Raw genomic sequence first — 22,090 nt, 5'->3', positions numbered from 1 at the left:
CTGAAACTATTATGACGACAACTGTACCATACACAACATTCAAAAATGAGGCACTGACTGATTTTTCTGCAGAGGAAAATAAAACGGCAATGCATGCTGCGTTAGCGAGGGTAAGAGAGGGCTTTGGGAGAAAGTATCCAATTATTATCGGCAGTGAAAAACTATTTTTGGAAGAAGAAATAATCTCTGTGAATCCTGGTAATGTAGACGAGGTAGTGGGCACTGTCAGCAAAGGGTCTACTAACCTAGCAGAAAAAGCAATGCAAACAGCATTAGCAACATTTGAAACGTGGAAAAAGGTTGCTCCTGCAGAGCGTGCCGCTTATTTGTTTAAGGCTGCCGAATTGATGAGAGAACGCAAGCATGAGTTTTCCTCCTACCTTGTTTATGAGTCAGGGAAAAACTGGGTAGAGGCAGACGCTGATACTGCTGAGGCAATTGACTTTCTTGAATTTTATGGCAGAGAAATGCTTCGTTTAAGTCAGACTAGTGTGCACCAGCCACTTACAAAGGTTGAGGGGGATGACAACCAAATTACGTATATCCCGTTAGGTGTTGGTATTATTATTTCTCCATTCAATTTTCCGCTGGCGATAATGGCTGGTACGACTGTTGCTGCTATAGTCTCTGGTAATACGGTTATTCTAAAGCCTGCTGATGCTACTCCAGTCATTGCTGCGAAGTTCGTTGGATTAATGGAGGAGGTTGGCTTGCCTGCAGGTGTGTTGAACTATTTGCCTGGTGATGGCATCGAGGTTGGCGAGTATTTAGTTGAGCATCCGAAAACACGTTTTATCTCGTTTACAGGATCAAGAGCGGTTGGCTGTAGAATCTATGAAAGAGCGGCAAAGGTACAGAAGGGGCAGATTTGGCTTAAGCGAGTAATTGCTGAAATGGGCGGGAAAGATGGGGTAGTTGTTGATGAGACAGCTGACCTGGACGCAGCAGCAGCTGCGATTGTTGCCTCTGCTTATGGATACCAAGGACAAAAATGCTCTGCGGGCTCACGAGCAATTATTGTAGAGTCAGTTTACGACGAAGTGGTCAAAAAGGTAGTGGAATTGACAAAAAACCTTACAATTGGTCTACCAGAAGAGAATTACGCAATTGGACCTGTCATCGATAAAAAGTCATTTGAAAAAATCATGGGCTATATAGCTATAGGTAAAACAGAAGGGAATTTGCTTACAGGTGGCGAGCGGTCAAAAGGCAATGGATTTTATATAGAGCCAACTATATTTGCTGATGTTAACCCACAGGCACGCATTATGCAGGAAGAAATATTCGGTCCTGTTCTGGCTATTGCCAAAGCAGCTGATTGGCAGGAAGCAATCGACATTTACAACAATACAGAATACGGATTAACAGGCGCTTATCATTCCAAAGACGCAAGCAGAATTGACTATGCACACGAAAACATGCACTGTGGAAATTTATATATTAATAAAAAATGTACCGGGGCGCTTGTTGGTGCTAATCCGTTCGGTGGTTTCAACATGTCTGGGACTGATTCGAAAGCTGGCGGGTTTGATTATTTGCTATTATTTACTCAAGCGAAGTTGACATCTCGAAAAAAATAATATAAAAATAGTAGACTAGGAGATGTGCTTTTTGATGGTGCATCTCCTATTAAGCGAAAAAAATAGAAAAATACATAATCGCTTAAGGGTTTTTCTGGTTTTTTACCTACAAAAGAATGAATATTCGAAAATCAAAAAAGAATCAGACGGAGATAAAAGGTCTTAGAAAAGAGAACGGGGGATGGGATTGAATACTCAAATTTTGATTTCGATTGCAATTTACATGGCTGGAATGCTTATAATTGGCTATTTTGCTTATAAACGCACATCAAATCTATCAGACTATATGATTGGCGGAAGGTCGCTTGGACCTGCTGTTACCGCATTGAGTGCAGGTGCAGCTGACATGAGCGGCTGGCTGCTTATGGGGCTTCCTGGAGCAATGTACACCCAAGGGATAAGTGCCTCTTGGATTGCGATAGGTTTAACGATAGGAGCATATTTAAATTGGCTTTATGTAGCACCACGCTTACGGGCATATACAGAAGTGGCTAATAACTCGATGACCATTCCGGCTTTTTTGGAAAACAGGTTTGAAGATAAATCAAACATATTGCGACTGACATCAGGACTAGTTATTATCATCTTTTTTACGTTTTATGTTTCATCTGGAATGGTGTCAGGCGGGGTGTTATTTGAAACAACATTCGGTATGCATTATCAGGCAGGGCTTTGGATTGTTGCAGCGGTTGTTATTGCCTATACGTTATTTGGCGGATTTTTGGCAGTAAGCTGGACAGATTTTGTGCAAGGCTTGATTATGGTTGTGGCCCTTATTCTTGTTCCAATTGTGACGATTATGGAGATTGGCGGTTTAGGTTCAGGCTTTGACACAATTAAAGAAATTAATCCGAAGCTGTTTGATATTTTCAAAGGAACAACTGTTGTCGGCATTATTTCTTTGCTTGCATGGGGGCTTGGATATGTTGGCCAGCCGCATATTATCGTCCGTTTTATGGCAATTTCATCTGTGAAAGAGATAAAAAAGGCAAGAAGAATCGGGATGGGCTGGATGATCTTTTCTGTTGTTGGGGCGATGTTTACTGGATTTATCGGCCTTGCCTATTATACGCAGCAAGGCTTGGAGATAAAGGATGCAGAAACAATCTTTATCAAGTTAAGTGAGATATTGTTTCATCCGCTTATTACTGGCTTCCTGCTTGCTGCCATTCTTGCTGCCGTTATGAGCACCATTTCATCTCAATTATTAGTAACAGCTAGCTCTTTAACAGAGGATGTTTATAAGACATTTTTCAGACGAACGGCAAGTGAAAAGGAGCTTTTGACAATCAGTAGACTTGCGGTGCTAATTGTCTCTGTAATTGCTGTACTCCTTGCCTTTAACAAGAATGGCTCTATTCTTTCTCTTGTAGGTTATGCATGGGCAGGCTTTGGAGCTTCCTTTGGTCCTGTTATTCTCTTGAGTTTGTGCTGGAAGAGAATGAACAGATGGGGAGCAATTGCTGGCATAGTTGGCGGAGCAGTTACGGTAATCATTTGGGCTAGTATTGATGTACTGAAAAATAATCTTTATGAAATTATCCCTGGATTTATTGTAGGTCTAGCTGCCATCTGGATTGTAAGCTTGGTAACGGAAGCTCCGAACGCAAAGCAATTAGAGAGCTTCGACGAATACAAGCAATCTGTATAGTAATTAATTTAGAGAAAGCTGATGCCTTGATTTTCGGTCAGCTTTTTTCTATACAATCCGCTTTCTTTAAATCTACCAGTAGCAATGTGGTTTGAGAGTATGGTAAAGTTAGTAAAAAAGCGTGAAAGGGTAATAGTATGTTCGAACATGCACAAATACAGCTTGACCGCTCCTTTGCGGTTGTAGACAAACAGACGTCAATAGCTGAGATAAAATCAAAACTTCGTGAGTATAATTTTGTCGTTGTGACAGGCGGAACATACTTTATAATCGGCAATTATGAATATGAAATAATTGCGTTAGGAGCAGAATCTGCCAGCATTTCTGATTGGCTGCATAAGCTTTCCTGGCTACCTTCTGCGCCTGCATCGGCAGGCGATATGCCGTATTCCGCTGATTGGCGCCGTCCTGTCCTCTGGCTTGAGGGCGATGCTCCAGTTGGGATTATGACAGAAGCCGCATGGATAAATATGCTCAAAGCAGAAAATAGACAAACCACAGCTTATTTTCAAACATTGGCTGAAACAATAAACGATTCTGTGACAGCTGTTAATGAGGAAGGAATTGTCGTCTGCTGGAACACAACAGCAGAGGAAACATATAAAATAAAAAAAGCAGATATTATCGGTGAAAAAATCAGCACTCATTTCCGTGATGAATCGATTGTCCTGCAACATATCCTTAACGAGGGGTATCCGGTTAGAGGCCAATATCACAGACCGAATGCGGACACGCATGTGTTAATCAACGCAACACCTGTCATTCTTGATAATAGGATAATTGGCGGTATCGCTTCAGAGCATGATATTACCAAAATGATCCGGCTTAACGAAGAACTTGATTCTGCATCGACACTGCTTGTTCAAAAGATAAATCCATTTTTATCCTTTGACAGCAGCAGCCCTAAGTTTCAAGAATCACTTACTATAGCTCAAAAAATGGCACATGCAGATATACCTGTCCTCATTACAGGGGAGACTGGTTCGGGAAAGGAAATGCTTGCACAAGCTATCCATTATGGTGGTTCGAAAGCAACAGGCCCTTTTGTTAATATTAATTGTTCGATTATTCCGCCGGCGTTGTTGGAGATAGAGCTTTTTGGCATTGAAAAGGCATCGTTTACAGAAGATAAGCAAAACATCATTACAGGTAAAATTGAACAGGCTTTAAACGGTACTATTTTTATCGAAAATATCGACAAAATGCCTTTGTTCATACAGGAAAAGCTGCTCACCTATTTAGTGGAAAATTCCTTTTACCGTGTAGGAGGAATGGAGCCAATCACTTCTCCAACAAGGATTATTGTATCTGCCTCCAGTTCAGTCGAAAATCTTTTGAAGGATGGAGAGCTAAATGAAAAGCTTTTCTATAAACTGTCTGTCATTCATATTTATATTCCGCCGTTAAGGACGAGAAAAGAAGATATTTCTGCACTTGTAGAAAGGTCTATCGACGAATTTAGCGCAAAGTATAAAAAAGCTCCTCCTTCCATTGGGGAAGAAGTAATGGCTTTTTTCAGCAACTACGACTGGCCGGGGAATGTAAGAGAGCTGCGCAGTATAGTGGAGAGAGTTATTGTCTTGCATGATACGGATCGTATCGGCTTAGAGCATTTGCCAGAAACTCTTATCCGCAACAATACGGATGAAACTGTTATGTCTTCTTCAAGCTCCATTTCCAAAATGGATGAAGCGCAAGAAATAGAAGAAGCTTTACGGAAAACATATGGAAATAAAAGTGCTGCAGCAAATCTGTTAGGAATATCACGAGGGACACTATATAATAAACTAAAAGAATACGGACTAAGCTGAAAAAGAAAACAAGTGGCTGGTATGACTTCAAGTCTAACCCGCCACTTGTTTTCTTTTTAGGATTCAAGCTGAAAGTATTGACGCAAAAGATATGCGAGCCATTTTCCATTAGGGATGTGGCGAATGTTCTCAATGAGCCCGTTTATGATGGCAGCACTCATCGTTTGATTACTTGCTTGTTCCTTTAACAGATTTAAAGACTCCTTGATATAATCTCCATCAGCTGCCTCAGCATGTGAGCTTAAGAGGGTTGTAATGGTGTCTATGTCTACAGGGCTCTCTACAGGAGAATCAATGAGATAGGAAAGCTCCTCTGTTATAAAAGGGATTGTTTCATGCATGGCAAGCAGGTTTGTTTTTTCTGCTAGTGATTTTGAAAGAAGGCTGACATCCAGCGGGATTTTTGTAAAAACAAATAACTCAGAATAAGTCTTCAGAAAGCCTTTTATACAATACAGCAAATCATATTTTAAATGGTCAATAGAATTGCCGTACACTTTTTCAATCAAAAGCAGAATGGTGCTATTAATCAGCTTATCGTAATATTGTATCTTATTAATAAGCTCAGGGCTGACAGACAGATGATGGTCATTCATGAAAATTTTTCCCTGGTCAGAGTGTTTTTTAAAAGAAGAAAATACAGATTCATAGAACATATACAAGGAATCCTCATTAACTTGCGTGTGTTTGACTTGGTAGTCAAGGTCAGATACAAGCTGTTTCATTGCATTGTCAATAAGCTCGAGAACCAACTCCTCCTTTGATTTAAATGAAAGATAAAATGCCCCTTTTGATATTCCGCAGCTTTCCGTAATTTGCTGAACAGAGGTTGAGGCAATACCTTGTTTGGCAAATAATTCTAAAGCAGTGTCCATAATTAGTTGTTTTTTTAACATTGTCTTTTTTAGCTCCTAGCTATAAATGATTTGACAAATGACTGGCTAGTCAGTATTATAAGTAATTAGTTCGACAAAGTCAATAAAGGGTAGGTGCAAAAGTGAAAGGGATAGTTAATTTCGTACTGAAGAATAAGCTAGCGGTATGGTTATTGACCATTATTATCACAGCTTCAGGAATTTATTCCGGTACACAAATGAAAACGGAGACGATTCCGGATATATCCATTCCATACTTAATGGTAACGGGTGTTTATCCAGGAGCAACTCCTGAGCAAGTAATGAATGATGTGTCCATGCCGATTGAGCAGGCAGTGGAAGGGCTCGAGGATGTGAAAAACGTCTATTCTAATTCAAGCTCCAGTGTTTCAAGTATACAAGTGGAATACGAGTATGGCATTGACATGGATGAAAAGAAGAGACAACTCGAATCTGCATTAGATAATGTAACACTTCCAGAGGATGTGGATGCTCCGACTGTATCTGCGATCAGTATGAACATGATGCCAGTTGTTGCATTGTCCATAAGCAGTACAGAACAAGATATTGTTGATTTAACTTCAACAGTAGAGGACGTTATTGTTCCTGATATTGAAAAACTTGATGGGGTAGCATCTGCAACCATTTCAGGCCAACATGTAGAAGAAGTGGACTTCTCCTATAATAAAGAGAAAATGGCTGAGCTGAATCTTACAGAGGATTCTGTTAAGCAAGTTATTCAAGCAAGTGATATGGCAACATCTTTAGGTCTTTATGAATTTAATGAAGGCGAAGAGGCTGTTTCTGTTGACGGAAAGCTTACTTCAATAAATCAATTAAAGGATATGCTGATTCCGGTAACACCGACAGCTGACAATCCTTCACCATTTGTAAAACTTAGCGACATTGCATCAATTAAGGCTGTCGGTAAGGAAGAATCGATTTCGCGTACAAATGGGAAAAATGCTATTGCCATTCAGATTGTTAAAGGCCAGCAAGCGAATACAGTTGATGTAGTAAATGCTGTTAAAGATCTTGCTGACGATGAAAAGGATAAAATTGACGGTTTAGTTATTGACGTAACACTTGACCAAGGACAGCCAATTGAAGATTCTGTCCACACAATGATTGAAAAAGCAGTGTTCGGTGGTGCGATCGCAGTACTTATTATTCTGCTGTTCCTGCGTGATATTAAATCTACAATCATTTCAATAGTGTCCATTCCAGTTTCCATTTTCATGGCATTCCTGCTTCTGAAGTGGATGGATATCACATTGAATATTATGACGCTTGGAGCAATAACTGTAGCCATCGGCCGTGTAATCGATGACTCCATCGTTGTAGTAGAAAATATATACAGACGACTGCACTCTAAAGAAGAGAAGCTAACAGGGCGTGCGTTAGTCCGCGAGGCAACAATTGAAATGTTCAAGCCGATTCTATCGTCTACATTAGTAACTGTTGCTGTGTTTGCTCCGTTAATCTTCGTCGGCGGTATGGTTGGAGAATTATTTATGCCATTCGCATTGACGATGACATTTGCTCTTGGTGCATCTCTGATTGTCGCTATTACAATTGTACCAGCACTTTCACACTTCTTATTTAAGAAAAAATTATACAGTGAGAAGTCAGAAAGCGGTCATAAAGAAGTTGGAAAGCTGGCATTATGGTATAGAGGAATACTAGAAAAAGCATTAAACCATAAAATTATTACTTCTGCTATCGCAATTGTGCTTCTAGCAGGAAGCTTGGCGTTGACTCCATTAATCGGCTTCAGCTTTATGGGAAGCGAAGAAGATAAAGTTATGTATTTAACTTATACACCAGAAGCTGGTGAAACAGAAAAGCAAACTTCAGATAACATCCAAGTTGTCGAGGATGAAATGCTGAAGCGCGATGACATTGATACTGTCCAAACATCTATTACAGATAGCAGCAATGCAGACATGACGGCTGCGATGATGGGCGGTGGCGCTGGCGGCGGACTCATGTACTTGATCTTTGATCCAGACATGAAGAATTTCTCTGAAGTTAAAGAAGATATTGAAACGTATATTGCAGATATTGGTCAATCTGGCGAATGGAAGAGCCAAAACTTCACTTCCATGTCAGGATCTACAAATGAAATCAGCTATACTTTCTATAGCGAAGACTTAGATAAATTAAATGAAACAGTTAAAAAAGCTGAAGATGTAATGAAAGATGCAGATGGGCTTAAAGATGTATCTTCAAGTGCAGAAGAAGCATATGTAGAGCATATCCTGAAGGTTGACCAGGAAAATCTATTACAGTACGGATTGACTACAGGTCAAATTGTAATGGCATTAAGCAACCAAGGCTCTGATGAGGTTCTGACTACTGTTGAAAAAGACGGTAAAGAGCTTGATGTTATTGTGAAACAGGAAGAGAAATCTGTTCCAAAAACAATGAATGAATTGCTTGATACGGAAGTAGCAACAGCTACTGGGTCAAATATGAAGCTTAAGGATCTTGTGGATGTAGAGGAAGGTACTACTCTTAATACACTTGATCGAAGCAAAGGTGAATTCTACGCGACAGTTTCAGGAACTATCACAACAGATGATATTTCAAAAGTAACATCTAAAGTAGATGACAAGATTAACGATATTGATTTGCCTAGCGGCGTAACGCAAGACGTAGCGGGTGTATCTGCTGATATGTCTGAAACGTTCACACAGCTTGGAGTTGCTATGATTGCTGCAATTGCGATTGTATACTTCATTCTTGTTGTAACTTTCAGTGAAGGGGCAGCACCGTTTGCTATTCTATTCTCGTTGCCATTTGCAGTAATTGGCTCGTTTGTAGGACTGCTAATCGCTGGTGAAACGATCTCTGTTTCCGTAATGATGGGTATGCTGATGTTAATTGGTATTGTCGTAACAAACGCCATTGTATTAGTAGACCGTATCATTCATATGGAAAGAGACGGTATGAACTTGCGTGATGCCATTCTTGAAGCCGGAGCAACACGTCTTCGTCCAATCCTGATGACGGCCATTGCTACAATCGGCGCATTGATTCCACTTGCAGTGGGGAATGGCGGTAGCGGAATTATCTCGAAAGGACTTGGAATTACCGTAATTGGCGGTTTAACAAGCTCAACATTGTTAACATTACTTATTGTTCCAATCGTTTACGAGATTCTCTCTAAAATGTTTAAGAAAAACCGTAAAGAGATTAAAGATAACTAATAAATAAGAAGAGGCAGCATTATAAGCCGCCCTCTATAGTAAAGCCGACAAACTTATCACTATTAAGTTTGCCGGCTTTTTTTTCTTTCTGTCGCAGGGGGACTCTGTCTTGTCTTTTCCTATTTGTATCTAAAGCGGAAAAATAAATCTCCTTTTAAAAAAAATTCTATTAAAACGGCTGCTTTTTACCAACTGAAATAACCGTAAACAGCTGCCTTCTATTTTTCCCGAAAATTCAACGTAAAAAGACAAAAAACCACAGTAAAAACCAAAGCCTTCTTCCTTTTCTTTTTCGTTATGAAAAAATAGTGCAAACAGCTAAATAAGTCCTTGACTTTAATAATTTAATTAATTAAGTTGGTTTGATGATGTCTAAGTTAACTGAAATATAAATAAATGGTATTTATAAAAAGAACTAATGATTAATAGTTAATGTTTTTGTTAACTAAGTTATAAAAAATTAATGTTAAATTTATATTATAGTTATTGACAGCGTTTTCAGCTTATTGTATAAATAATATGTAAGGTATTTTCTTATAAAAGGGGGCTCTGATAAAAGTTTAATAGAGCAAATATTTTATCGATGACGTTTTTATATAGTTGATATCAGATACATAAGCAGAATGAGAAGGGCAATATAGTGATTAAAAAAATGTTCCGCCCCTCTTTAACGCAAAGCATTTCTTGTGCCTTGTCGGTACTGTTTGTCGGATGCACGCTTACTGCTATATGAACAACAAATCGATAATAAACGGCATGAAAAATGTTTTTGTGTTAAGGAAGAAAATTTAACACAGTCTTCCGTTACTTTCTTTTCATTTATAAAAACCTTTTAAAAGGTATAAAAGCAATTATTTTTAAGGCTTTGGGATTATGCAGGGGAATTCACGTTTATACATGGCAGTACAAAAAAATAATTAGGGGAGAGTACTGATTATGAAGAAACTAAATTTATTGCTGTCTATTTTGTTAGTTGCAAGTATGGTTTTATTAGGTGCATGTTCAAGCAAAAGCAGCGGGAATAGCGATGAGAAAGAAATCACTTTTATGTTTAGAGGCGGCGAAGATGAAAAAACGGCTTATACTGCAGCAATCAAAAAATTTGAAGAGCAGCATGAAGGTGTGAAAGTAAAAATCATCAATACAGATGCTGACCAATACTCTACTAAGCTATCTGCAGCTGTATCTGGCGGCAATGTGCCTGATGTATTCTATCTTGATTCAGGAAGCATTGCAAACTATGTAGATAATGGAATTATCAGAGACATTACCGAGGATGTAGAAAAAGCAGATTTTGATTTAAACAGCTTATGGCAGTTTGGTGTCGACATCTACCGCTATGATGGTGAAACATCAGGTAAAGGGGCACTTTACGGATTACCGAAGGATGTTGGTCCTTTCGCTTTAGGATATAACAAAGATATGTTCGAAAAAGCAGGCATTCCAATTCCAGATAAAGATAAAGCGTATACATGGGATGAATTCCTGAAAGTGAGTCAAGACTTAACTCAAGATACAGACGGTGACGGAGAAGTTGATCAGTGGGCGAGTGGGTTTAACGCAACATGGTCATTGCAGTCATTTGCATACAGTAATGGAGCTTCCTTCTTAAACGAAGCAGGCGATAAAGTTACTGTAGATACACCTGAATTTGCAAAGTCTCTACAATTTTTCTCAGACCTGTCGAACAAATATAATACAACACCAAACGCATCTCAAGCAGAAACGCTAGATACTTACCAAAGATGGATGAATGGTGAGCTTGCTTTCTTCCCAGTAGGTCCTTGGGATATGAGCACATACGCAAAGCTTGACTTTGAATATGACTTAATGCCATGGCCATCAGGCGATGCTGGAAAATCAGTCGCTTATGTTGGTTCATTAGGACTTGTTGTTTCTGAAATGACTCAATATCCTGAATTGGCAACAGAGCTTGCAATCTACTTATCAGCTGATGAAGAAGCACAGCAAACATTGCTTGATGCACAGGTTCAAATTCCTAACCTTGTAGATATGGCTGAGGAATGGGCTTCTGATACAGAGTCAGTGCCTAGCAATAAACAAGAGTTCCTTGATATTGTCCAAGATTACGGTGTGCCTTATCCAACATTTGCAACTTATAACTCTCAATGGTTAGATGAGTTCTGGACAAATATTACTCCAGTTGTTCAAGGCAAAAAGACAGCAGAGGAATACTTGAAAGAGATCCAGCCTAAAATGCAAAAGCTGTTAGATGAAGCGAACGAACAAGCTAAAATGTCAAAATAATAGATTAATAGGCATCTGTGGCAAGTCACAGATGCCTATTGCTAAAAGGGGTGAAAAGCATGTCTGGCATTAATCCGGTTGTCGGCGCTAAAGATGTTAAGCCGAAAAAACCAAAAAAGCAAAAATCCAGCGCGTTATATAAGCAGGAACATCGAGTCGCCTTTTTATTCGTACTCGCTCCTGTTATAGGTTTCCTACTGTTTTCTGTTTATCCGTTTGCCTACTCCATTTACGCTTCTTTCACAGATTGGAATGGGCTAAACCGTATGAATTTCATCGGATTAGATAACTTTGTCAAACTGTTCCAAGATCCGTACTTCTACCAAACGCTCTTTAATACGGTCTTCTATATGATTGGGATACCAATTGGTCTTGGTTTGGCACTGCTGTTGGCAATTGCTTTAAACAGGGGATTGCGCGGCACTACTTTCTTCAGAACGGTTTATTACATACCTGTTATTTCGTCGCTTGCGGCCATATCTATCATGTGGGCTTGGGCATACAATGGGGATTTCGGGTTAGTGAACCAAGTGTTGGAGGTTTTCGGTATTCAAGGACCGAACTGGCTTGAAAATAAGGCAACTGTTAAGCCGGCGATTATTTTGATGGCTGTATGGAAAGGCCTAGGATACTCCATGCTGTTGTATTTGGCTGCCATTCAAAGTGTTTCGAAGTCATTTTACGAAGCAGCAGATTTAGATGGAGCTAACTCATACCAGAAATTCCTGAACATTACTTGGCCGATGGTGAAGCCTGTTACCTTTTTCTTAGTTATCACAAACATTATCGGTGGTTTCCAAATTTTCACAGAAATCAATATCATGACACCAACTGGAGGCCCCGAATACAGTGCGGCATCCATCGTATGGTATGTATGGCAAAAAGCCTTTAAATATTACCAAATGGGTTACGGCTCGGCGATGTCATTGATCTTGTTCGTCTTTATTTTCATCGTGACAGTCATTCAGTTCTACTTAAACAGAAAATCAGATTATAGCTTGGATTAGGAGGTGTGCAGTAATGAAAAAGCAAAAAAGAATTACGGATATCATCGTTTATGTAATCCTGTCGCTTGGTTCGATCTTGATGATTGGTCCGTTGCTTTGGATGATTTCTACTTCGTTAAAGGATAAAACAGGCGTATTTGCTTTACCGCCGCAGTGGATACCAGATCCATTCCAGTTTGATGCCTATACAAAGCTGTTTCAACTGGACACTTTAGGATATGGGATAAAAAATACGATTATTGTTTCGTTGTCAGTAACAATCGTTGGAACAATTACATCAAGTATGGCTGCATTTGCATTTGCAAAGCTGAGAATGCCATTTAAGGATTGGATCTTCTTAATCCTGTTGGCATCTATCATGATTCCATACCCGATTATCATGATTCCGCAGTTCGTTATGTTTTCAAAAATTGGCTGGGTCGATACGCTCCTTCCGCTTATCGTGCCAGGATTATTCGGAAATATCACTATGATCTTCTTCCTGCGACAATATTTGGCGAATGTACCTTACTCCCTTATTGAAGCAGCGAAGGTGGATGGAGCGGGATATTTGCAAATTTTCTTTAAGCTGATTTTCCCGGTCATTCGCCCTGCTGTTGCAGCACAGTTTATCCTTTGGTTTATGGGTGTATGGAATGACTACTTGGCGCCATTAATTTATTTGAACAGCCCAGAGAAGCAAACATTACAGGTTGTTATCGCCAATCTTAAAGCAACCTACGCAATCCAGACAGATTATCCGTTAATCATGGCTGGATCAGTTGTTTCCTTGCTGCCTGTGCTGATTGTATTCCTCATATTCCAAAAGCAAATTATCGAATCAGTCGCTTTATCTGGTGTAAAAGGATAAGGGTTAAGGAGGCTTGTTAGTTGAAGGAGAATACAAAAAAATGGTTTGACAAGGTTCAAGCCTATCAATGGGGCACGCTTGGGGCCCATGATCCAACTATTGTGAAGGAAAACGGCGCCTACTATATGTTTGCAACAGATACCTTTTTTGAGGGCAAACCTACGCAAGGTGTGCCAATCAGGAAATCTACAGATCTTGTCCACTGGGAGTTTGTTGGGACTGCGTTGGCGGGGATTCCAACAGAGGCGGGTACATGGGCGAATGCAGGCGGTTTGTGGGCGCCAGAGGTTATTCGTCATAACGACAAATATTATATGTATTATTCTGCTTCAACTTTTGGAAGCACAGTGTCATGCATTGGTCTTGCAACTGCCGAGCATCTTACAGGGCCATGGAGTGACCAAGGAATCGTTATAAAAACAAATCCAAATTTAGCCAAACATAATGCAATTGATGCCAATATTATTACAGATAAGGATGGAAGGTACTGGATGTGCTATGGCTCTTTCTTTGGCGGCATTTATATTGCCGAGCTGAATATGGAGACAGGTCGACTAAAAAATGAACAGGATTATGGCACGCTTCTAGCAAAGCGTCCCAAGTCTGTTGATACAGCAATTGAAGGTGCCTTTATCTATTATCATGAAGAATTGGATTATTACTATTTGTTCACCTCTTATGATAGTTTGAATGACAGCTATAATGTGAGGGTCGCAAGGTCAAAGGAAATAACAGGACCTTATGTCGACATAAATGGAAACAGCATGCTAGAAACAAACATTCAGCCAGACTCTATTGGAGTAAAGCTTGTTGGCAGCTATCAATTCAAAGAGGATATTAGCTGGATAGGCCCTGGCCATAACTCCATATTTACGGAGGGCAAGAAGAATTACATGGTTCACCATGTGCGGATTGAAGAGCGTTCTCCTTATCACTTTGCGTTCATCCGAGAGATGTTTTGGCTGAATAACGGCTGGCCTGTTGTTTCTCCTGAGCATTATGAAGAACTGGATGTGTATTCGCTGTCAGACAAGGATTTGCTGGGGATATGGGAGATCATCACTTTTGATGATACAACCTCCATGAAAGAAAGCGAATTATTTACCATAAACGAAAGTCACATGAAAGAGTTTGAGCCGTTGGGAGAACATCAATATCTTCATAAAAAAAGCGGTACGATATTTATTATTTTTGCATGCAAAAACTGGAAAGAAGATAAAGAAGGAATTGCGTTCTCCGGATTAACACCAAACGGAAACACAATTTTTGGAAAGAGGGTTTAGTATATGGCGTGGTCAAATAAAATCATGATTTATCTGGATAAAGCGGTAAATATCATTTACTTGAATCTGCTCTGGCTTGCTGGTGTGGTGCTTGGACTTGGCTTTTTTGGAGTGTTTCCTGCCACTTATGCATTATTCCATTTGCAAAAGGAGGAGGCATATAAAGCGGATTACCCGTCCTATCTTCAAATTGCCAAAAGCTTCTTCACTGCATATAAGAAAGGCTTTATGAAAATGAATGGCTTAGCACTCATTTATGGAGCAATTCTGTATGTGCTGTGGATTGATATGCAGCTCGTCAAACAAATGGCGATTGGTCTGGCAGTGCTCTATTATCCGCTCCTCTTTATCATGATTTATGTTTTGGCTGCAATCGTTTATACATTCCCTGTTGCCATACATACGGAAGGTACGTTTAAGCAAAAAGCGAAATTAGTGCTGGCATTGCCGCTGCTTATGCCAGTTCAGAGTATTTTCAGTCTGCTGTTTTTCTTAGTACTGCTTGCAGCAGCTTATAAATTCAGCATTATTCTTCCGCTATGCTTCGTTAGCATCTATATCATCTGTATTGAAAGATTTATATCAGGTGAATTAATGAAAAAGGGAGCTATTAAAGAGGAAATAATCCAAGAAAACATGTAAAGGGAGTTAATGACATGATTGAAACAACATCTAAATATAATAATCCAATAGTTTTACAACGTGCAGATCCATGGGTTTATAAGCATACAGACGGCTATTATTATTTCACAGGCTCTGTACCTGGTTATCAAGAAATAGAAGTAAGAAGAGCTAAAAGTTTAAATGACCTTGAAAACAGTGAAAAGGCAACCGTTTGGAAAGCGCATGCTGAAGGTCCGCAAAGTCAGTTAATCTGGGCACCAGAGATCCATTTCGTGCAAGGTAAATGGTATATTTACTTTGCTGCTGCACCAAGCAGTCATCCAAAAAATCATATTTTCCAGCATCGCATGTTTGCAATTGAATGTGGAGATGAAAATCCGCTCACAGGTAAATGGGAGGAAAAAGGGCAAGTGAAGACTCAACAGGAAAGCTTCTGCCTTGATGCTACCGTGTTTGAGCATAACGATAAGCTGTACTATGTTTGGGCACAAAAGGAGCCTGCTATTCCTGGAAACTCCAACCTGTATATTTCTGAAATGGAAAACCCGTGGACATTAAAGGGGAAACAGCTTTTGCTGACAATACCTGAATATGGCTGGGAAAAAATCGGTTTCCTCGTAAATGAAGGGCCAGCAGTTATAATCCGCAATAATAAAGTTTTCATCACTTATTCTGCAAGTGCAACAGATGGAAACTATTGCATGGGTCTGCTTTGGGCAGATGCAGATGCAGACCTTTTGGACGGTTACTCGTGGACTAAATCGAAAGAGCCTGTTTTCAAAAGTGCACCGGAAAACGGCCAATTTGGTCCTGGCCACAACAGCTTTACGGTAAGTGAAGACGGAAAAGAGGATGTGCTTATCTATCATGCTCGCCCGTATACAGAAATGGATGGAGATCCTCTGGATAATCCGGATCGTCATGCACGTGCACAAGTATTTACATGGGATGAGAGCGGTTTTCCTGTATTCGGAAAACCGATAGCTAATAATCGCTAATGGTTTGCGAAAAGACAACTAGATTTTTCTAGTTGTCTTTTGCCTAGTATCTTGTGAATCGATTACAAGAAATTGCATAAAAATAGTACCAGCTCCACCTGCGCTAGGTACCGATGATGACCACGGATGTCATCCAACCTAAAAACAGTATAATTGAAAACGGTTACAAAGTCAAACGGCTAGATATAAGTCAATGGAAAATAATTCAATGGTTGAAAAAGTAAAATGTTTGTCCTAATGAAGGAATAGGACTATACTTATTCTTAAATCCTGGAAAGAAGGTGTACATATTTTGGAATACGTTAAATTAGGCAATACAGGCATGGATGTTTCAAGACTTTGTCTTGGCTGTATGAGCTTTGGGGTCCCGGAGCGAGGCAATCACAGCTGGGTGTTAAATGAGGAAGAGAGCCGTCCGATTATTAAGCGAGCTCTTGAGCTTGGTATTAACTTTTTGGATACTGCTAATGTATATTCTGATGGAACGAGTGAAGAAATTGTTGGAAGAGCATTAAAGGATTTTGCTGATCGCGATGAAATTGTTCTAGCCACAAAAGTGCATGGGCGCATGCATCAAGGCCCAAATGGAGCCGGATTATCTCGCAAAGCAATCATGAGTGAAATCGACAAAAGTCTTAAAAGACTAGGTACTGATTATGTCGACCTTTACCAAATACACCGCTGGGATTATGACACACCAATTGAAGAAACAATGGAAGCGCTGCATGATGTCGTCAAAGCAGGGAAGGCCAGATATATCGGGGCTTCATCGATGTATGCATGGCAATTTCTGAAGGCGCAGCATATTGCCGAAAAAAACGGCTGGACAAAATTTATTACTATGCAAAACCATCTTAATTTATTATATAGAGAAGAAGAGCGCGAGATGCTTCCACTATGCAAAGAAGAAAAAATCGGCGTCATACCATGGAGTCCATTAGCAAGAGGTAAGTTAACTCGCAACTGGGAAGAGACAACTGCTCGGTCTGAAACAGATGAGTTTGGAAAGTCACTTTATGCGCAAACAGCTGCTGCTGACAAAATGATTGTAGAACGAGTAGCACAGATTGCAGAAATGCGAGGTGTATCACGGGCACAAATTGCACTTGCTTGGGTCTTGCAAAAGGAAACAGTCGCATCCCCGATTATTGGATCAACTAAAATGTCTCATTTAGAGGATGCAGTTTCAGCACTCGCAGTAACATTATCACAGGAAGAAATTGCGCAGCTTGAAGAACCGTATATTCCTCATCCTGTACTTGGATTTAAATAAAATAACGAAGAAACCATTCATGAGGATGGTTTCTTTTTTTGCATAAGAGATATGAAATGCTGTTAATAAGAACATACTAACACTACCTTTAAGAGACAGTCTTGCTTCATTAGTTTAATTTAAGCAGAAAAAGGGTAAAGAGGAAGGCTGGTTTTCTTTTGAAAAAGGCATAAAGGGATAAGTTAGGAGTAATTTATTTTTATGAAAAAAGTTTCAATAGTATTTTATATTTCGACAGCGATATTGCTGCTTCTAGTTCTAGTTGGGATTCTAGCACCAGCTTTTCTGGAGAATTTAACTAATACGGTTCAAAGCTTTATTACGAACAGTTTTGGCTGGTATTATTTAATCATTGTGTCGTTTTTCCTTGTTGTATGTATCTACTTATTGTTCAGTCCAGCTGGGCGTATTAAGCTTGGCAAACAGGATGATAAGCCTGAATTTTCGCGAATATCCTGGCTTGCGATGCTTTTTAGTGCAGGTATGGGCATTGGACTTGTGTTTTATGGTACAGCAGAACCGATAAGCCATTATGCGATAAGCTCGCCAACGGGAGAGGCAGGAACAGAGCAAGGCATGAAGGATGCGATGAGATATACTTTTTTCCATTGGGGTATTCATGCATGGGCTATTTATGGGCTTGTTGCCCTTTGTTTAGCATACTTTACCTTTCGTAAAGGCAATGTTTCATTAATTAGTGCCACTTTAAAGCCTGTTATCGGCAAAAGAGCAGAAGGAATAGCAGGTAAAGCGATCGATACGATTGCTGTTATTGCAACTGTACTTGGCGTTGCAACAACACTTGGATTTGGGGCAGTGCAAATTAATGGAGGACTGTCTTTTGTTTATGGTGTACCAACAAATATCACGACACAATTCATTATTATTTGTATTGTTACGGCATTATTTATTTATTCCGCATTGAGCGGGCTTGGAAAAGGAATTCAAATCTTGAGTAATGCCAATATGATTTTAGCAGGAATCTTGTTATTACTGTTATTTATTATTGGTCCAACATTATTCAATTTAAATCTATTTACAGATACACTTGGAGCATATTTGCAAAACATCGTAAATATGAGCTTCCGAATTGCTCCGCTCAACGAAGAGAAACGAGCATGGATTAACAATTGGACGATTTTTTATTGGGCTTGGTGGATTGCATGGTCACCATTTGTTGGCGTTTTTATCGCAAGGATATCAAGAGGTAGAACGATAAAAGAGTTTGTTGCTTTTGTATTATTCATCCCTGCAGTGATTGGATTTTTATGGTTTTCAGTGTTTGGCGGAACTGCGATGCAGTTAGAGAGTAATAATATGGGTATGATTTCCGGATTAGCGACAGAAGAATCATTATTTGGTGTTTTGGAGAACTTCCCACTCAGCACTACTTTATCCATACTGGCAATCATCCTTATCGGCGTATTTTTTATTACATCTGCTGATTCAGGAACCTTTGTCCTTGCCATGATGACAACGAACGGATCGCTCAATCCAAGCAATCGCCTCAAGGTAATTTGGGGAGTCCTGCTTGCTGCTATGGCACTTGTGCTTTTATATTCAGGTGGACTGCAAGCACTGCAAAATACGATGATTATTGCTGCATTGCCATTTTCCATTGTAATTGCTATTATGGCTGTCAGTTTATTGAAGTCTGTTAATCAGGAAGTTAAGGATTTTAGGCTCGCAAATCTAAGAAGCAAAAGGCAATCCTAAATATTCGGATTGCTCTTTTTTAAAATAAAAGTTGTACTTGGACTTCAGACAAGCTACACTTTAGAAAGTGACTGAAAAGGAGTACAACATGACTAATTATAAAATGACGATTTCATATGATGGTGGAAGATATAAAGGCTGGCAGCGTCTCGGAAATGGGGACAGCTCCATACAAGGAAAGATAGAAAATGTTTTGACAGAGATGGCTGGTGAGGAAATTCAAATTATCGGCTGCAGCAGAACAGATGCCGGCGTGCATGCCATTGAGCAAATAGCCAATGTGAAATTAAACTTAAAAATGAATGAGTTAGAAATAAAAGATTACTTAAACAAGTATTTGCCGAATGATATCAGTGTCCTTAAAGTGGAAGAAGTGCATGAACGCTTCCATGCCCGCTATAATGCCAAGGAAAAAACCTATTTGTATAAAATATGGAACGAGAAGCATACGAATCCATTTATGCGCAAATACAGCATGCATATTGAGGAAAAGCTTGATGTTACCAAAATGAAGGAAGCTGCTAAGCACTTTCTTGGAAGCCATGACTTCACAGCCTATTCCAATGCAAAAAGCAAAAAGAAATCAATGGTTCGTGAAATCCACTCTATAACAATAGAAAAAGAAGACGGATATATTCATATAAGAGTAAAAGGCGACGGCTTCTTATACAATATGGTCAGAAAAATTATCGGAACATTAATAGAAGTAGGCTTAAAAAAAATCCAGCCACAACAAATTCCTGCCATTATTCAATCAAAAGAAAGAGTCCAAACAGGACCAATGGCAGAAGCAGGCGGTTTACATTTAGAAAAAATTAAATTATAAAAGGTGGGAGGAAGCTGACTGAGTGGGCAGCTTCCTTTTTCTTATGAAATTATACAAGCATAATAATTGCTTTTTATAACAGATTGGAGTAACCTTATTTTCGTTAATTATACTATAAGGTATAAAAAGTACTCATATCATTTTTTATAATAGATGAAACATATTAAAGGAGGAAAATTAGCAAATGGGGATTGTAGTTGTCGAAATTTGTGATGGCAGTCTCATTACTTCCATAGCATTAGCGGAAATTCTCGAATCAGAATATCCGGAAGTAGCCGTAATTGAAAACAGCTGTCTTTCCTTTTGTGGCATGTGCGCAAAAAGACCTTATGCCATTGTTAATGGAAAAAGAATCTTTGCAAAAACCGCAGACGAATGTTTGACATTAATTAAAAATCAAATTGAAGCAGAATTGGCAATATATGCGTAATACTGGTTTAATTGCATATAGTTTGAAAAAGGGGTGGGAGAAATGGAAAAAGAGATAATAGAGAAACAAGAAAATATTTTTCGAAGAGATGTCAAAAACCATTGGTATGTTCAATATGAAGAAGCGGAGTTCCCTTCCATACAAAAAGGCTGGGTACTCCCTGTTGAGGGATGGAAAGATTTTGATCCATTTATATTAATGGCAGAGGATTGGTTTAAAAGAGGAGCATTTTCGGATCATCCACATCGCGGCTTCCAAACCATCACGTATGTTGTCGATGGCAGGTTAGAGCATATCGACAATGCTGGCGGTAGAGATATCCTTGAGCCTGGGGATGTGCAATACATGAATGCAGGCTGGGCAGCTAGACATGCAGAGGAAGGGGTAGGAGATGATATTGCCCATACTTTGCAGCTATGGCTGAACTTACCGAAGGATTTAAAGCATAGCGAAACGATCTATCAAAATATATACAGCGAGAATACGCCTGCTTTTGAGTTTGAAGGAGGAAAGGTAAAGGTTTTCTCGGGAGATATTGCTGGCGTTCAAGGGCCGTTAAATTCGCTTGTGCCAATCACATTAGCAGAAATATCATTAAGTGAAGGTACGACTTATAAGCATCAACTACCAGAAAATCATAATGCCTTTTTATATGTTTTATCAGGTGATATGGATTTCGGAATTAATAAAGTAAACCTGCAAAAGCACGGTGTAGCGACACTGACCTTTAACGAAAATGGCACAGAAGAAAATGAAAGTACGCTCACGATAAAAGCAAATAAACGTAATTCGAAAGTACTCATCTATTCTGGAGCTCCAATAAAAGAAGAAATAGTGCCTTATGGGCCATTTGTAATGAACACGATGGAGGAAATAAAACAGGCTTTTCGCGATTTTCACCACGGTGAGTTTGGACCGCCTGCAAAATAACAAAAAGGAGCATATAATTATGCTCCCTTTCTTATGCATTAAAACTTAACCAAAAATCTGCAATGACTGCTTCCTTCTGTCCTGCAGCATGTTCTGTCAATGCTTTCTGGACGAAGAACGTCTTTTAGCATTTCTGTTTCGCATTTACAGGCAATTTTGAACTCTTTTGCGACCTCAAGTATTGGACAATTATATTCAATTAATTCATATGTGTTGCCTTCAAGCTGGTTTAGCTCTGCCATATAACCTTTTTCATTTTGAATTGTAACAATTTCTTTCATTCGTTGAGAAGAATCCTTGCTGTCCATTCTTACTCCATATTCATGGATAAGTCTTGCCTCTCTTTTTGCGAATAACCGTTCTACTGAGCCTTCACCATATAAATCCTCAATATCCTGTAAAAATCCAATGCTGATGCCTTCGTAGTTTTTCGGGAAAAATGCTTCTGCCTTTTCTGTTAAAGAAAAAACTTGGATGGGTCTACCCATTGATTGCTTGACTTCCTTCGTTTGAATCAGCCCGTCTTTTTCAAGAATAGTAAGATGCTTGCGCACAGCCATATGAGTAATTTCCAAATGCTCGGTTAGATCATTGACAGTCAATGCTTGTTCTTTTTTGAGCAAATGGAGGATTTTTTCCTTTGTATTTTGTTTTTTTTCCATGTATAGACCTCCATTAATGTTGGAGTATTTTAAACCTTCATTCTAAACATAACTTGGTTATGAATAATTAATTATACCATAAAGTATAAAATGT

Annotated in this window: 17 protein-coding genes; 15 read left to right on the top strand and 2 right to left on the bottom strand. The window is 39.3% G+C overall.

What is annotated here, in order from left to right; genetic code table 11:
* The first annotated feature begins 11 nt into the window (after nt 1–11).
* From pruA to EM808_RS02740, 3 genes are all read left to right on the top strand, one after another.
* Nucleotides 12–1,580, top strand: a complete 1,569-nt coding sequence (pruA, locus tag EM808_RS02750) for an L-glutamate gamma-semialdehyde dehydrogenase (protein WP_127735473.1) — start codon at nt 12–14, stop codon at nt 1,578–1,580.
* Nucleotides 1,581–1,767: 187 nt separating this feature from the next.
* Nucleotides 1,768–3,231 (top strand): sodium/proline symporter PutP, encoded by a 1,464-nt coding sequence (gene putP / locus EM808_RS02745; RefSeq protein ID WP_164849559.1) that lies wholly within the window; start codon nt 1,768–1,770, stop codon nt 3,229–3,231.
* Between the two features lie 137 nt (nt 3,232–3,368).
* Nucleotides 3,369–5,042 carry a sigma-54 interaction domain-containing protein gene (locus EM808_RS02740; RefSeq protein ID WP_127735467.1) on the top strand — a complete coding sequence of 558 codons (1,674 nt, stop codon included), beginning with the start codon at nt 3,369–3,371 and terminating at the stop codon, nt 5,040–5,042.
* A 56-nt stretch (nt 5,043–5,098) separates the two neighbouring features.
* Here the strand turns inward: EM808_RS02740 and EM808_RS02735 are convergent, their stop codons facing one another.
* Nucleotides 5,099–5,938, bottom strand: a complete 840-nt coding sequence (locus EM808_RS02735) for a TetR/AcrR family transcriptional regulator (protein ID WP_127735464.1) — start codon at nt 5,936–5,938, stop codon at nt 5,099–5,101.
* A gap of 101 nt (nt 5,939–6,039) precedes the next feature.
* Between EM808_RS02735 and EM808_RS02730 the strand changes: the two genes are divergently transcribed.
* From EM808_RS02730 to EM808_RS02675, 12 genes are all read left to right on the top strand, one after another.
* Nucleotides 6,040–9,129 (top strand): efflux RND transporter permease subunit, encoded by a 3,090-nt coding sequence (locus tag EM808_RS02730; RefSeq protein ID WP_127735461.1) that lies wholly within the window; start codon nt 6,040–6,042, stop codon nt 9,127–9,129.
* Between the two features lie 930 nt (nt 9,130–10,059).
* Entirely contained in the window at nt 10,060–11,397 is a 1,338-nt protein-coding gene (locus EM808_RS02725; protein WP_396898649.1) for an ABC transporter substrate-binding protein, read from the top strand.
* 59 nt (nt 11,398–11,456) lie between these two features.
* Entirely contained in the window at nt 11,457–12,404 is a 948-nt protein-coding gene (locus EM808_RS02720) for a carbohydrate ABC transporter permease (RefSeq protein WP_127735454.1), read from the top strand.
* A 13-nt stretch (nt 12,405–12,417) separates the two neighbouring features.
* Nucleotides 12,418–13,254 (top strand): carbohydrate ABC transporter permease, encoded by an 837-nt coding sequence (locus EM808_RS02715; RefSeq protein ID WP_127735451.1) that lies wholly within the window; start codon nt 12,418–12,420, stop codon nt 13,252–13,254.
* A 20-nt stretch (nt 13,255–13,274) separates the two neighbouring features.
* Nucleotides 13,275–14,537 (top strand): arabinan endo-1,5-alpha-L-arabinosidase, encoded by a 1,263-nt coding sequence (locus tag EM808_RS02710; RefSeq protein ID WP_205685832.1) that lies wholly within the window; start codon nt 13,275–13,277, stop codon nt 14,535–14,537.
* A gap of 3 nt (nt 14,538–14,540) precedes the next feature.
* Entirely contained in the window at nt 14,541–15,179 is a 639-nt protein-coding gene (locus EM808_RS02705) for a YesL family protein (protein ID WP_127735448.1), read from the top strand.
* 14 nt (nt 15,180–15,193) lie between these two features.
* Nucleotides 15,194–16,159, top strand: a complete 966-nt coding sequence (locus EM808_RS02700; RefSeq protein WP_127735445.1) for a glycoside hydrolase family 43 protein — start codon at nt 15,194–15,196, stop codon at nt 16,157–16,159.
* Between the two features lie 292 nt (nt 16,160–16,451).
* Nucleotides 16,452–17,432: an aldo/keto reductase gene (locus EM808_RS02695; protein ID WP_127735442.1), complete on the top strand. Its 981-nt coding sequence runs from the start codon at nt 16,452–16,454 to the stop codon at nt 17,430–17,432.
* Nucleotides 17,433–17,633: 201 nt separating this feature from the next.
* The gene (locus EM808_RS02690) at nt 17,634–19,148 is read left to right on the top strand and encodes a glycine betaine uptake BCCT transporter (RefSeq protein WP_127735439.1); all 1,515 of its coding nucleotides are present in this window, start codon (nt 17,634–17,636) and stop codon (nt 19,146–19,148) included.
* 88 nt (nt 19,149–19,236) lie between these two features.
* Complete coding sequence (gene truA / locus EM808_RS02685) at nt 19,237–19,974, top strand: tRNA pseudouridine(38-40) synthase TruA (protein WP_127735436.1); 738 nt, start codon at nt 19,237–19,239, stop codon at nt 19,972–19,974.
* Between the two features lie 184 nt (nt 19,975–20,158).
* Entirely contained in the window at nt 20,159–20,404 is a 246-nt protein-coding gene (locus tag EM808_RS02680; RefSeq protein WP_127735433.1) for a YuzB family protein, read from the top strand.
* Nucleotides 20,405–20,446: 42 nt separating this feature from the next.
* On the top strand, nt 20,447–21,334 hold the full coding sequence (locus EM808_RS02675) for a pirin family protein (RefSeq protein ID WP_127735430.1): 888 nt from the start codon (nt 20,447–20,449) through the stop codon (nt 21,332–21,334).
* 38 nt (nt 21,335–21,372) lie between these two features.
* Here EM808_RS02675 and EM808_RS02670 read toward each other — a convergent pair whose 3' ends face one another.
* Nucleotides 21,373–21,996 carry a helix-turn-helix transcriptional regulator gene (locus EM808_RS02670; protein WP_127735427.1) on the bottom strand — a complete coding sequence of 208 codons (624 nt, stop codon included), beginning with the start codon at nt 21,994–21,996 and terminating at the stop codon, nt 21,373–21,375.
* Nucleotides 21,997–22,090: the final 94 nt, after the last annotated feature.

The sequence above is a fragment of the Niallia taxi genome, from assembly GCF_004005475.1.
GTDB classification, from domain to species: domain Bacteria; phylum Bacillota; class Bacilli; order Bacillales; family Cytobacillaceae; genus Niallia; species Niallia taxi.
This window is presented reverse-complemented; position numbering and strand designations above follow the sequence as displayed.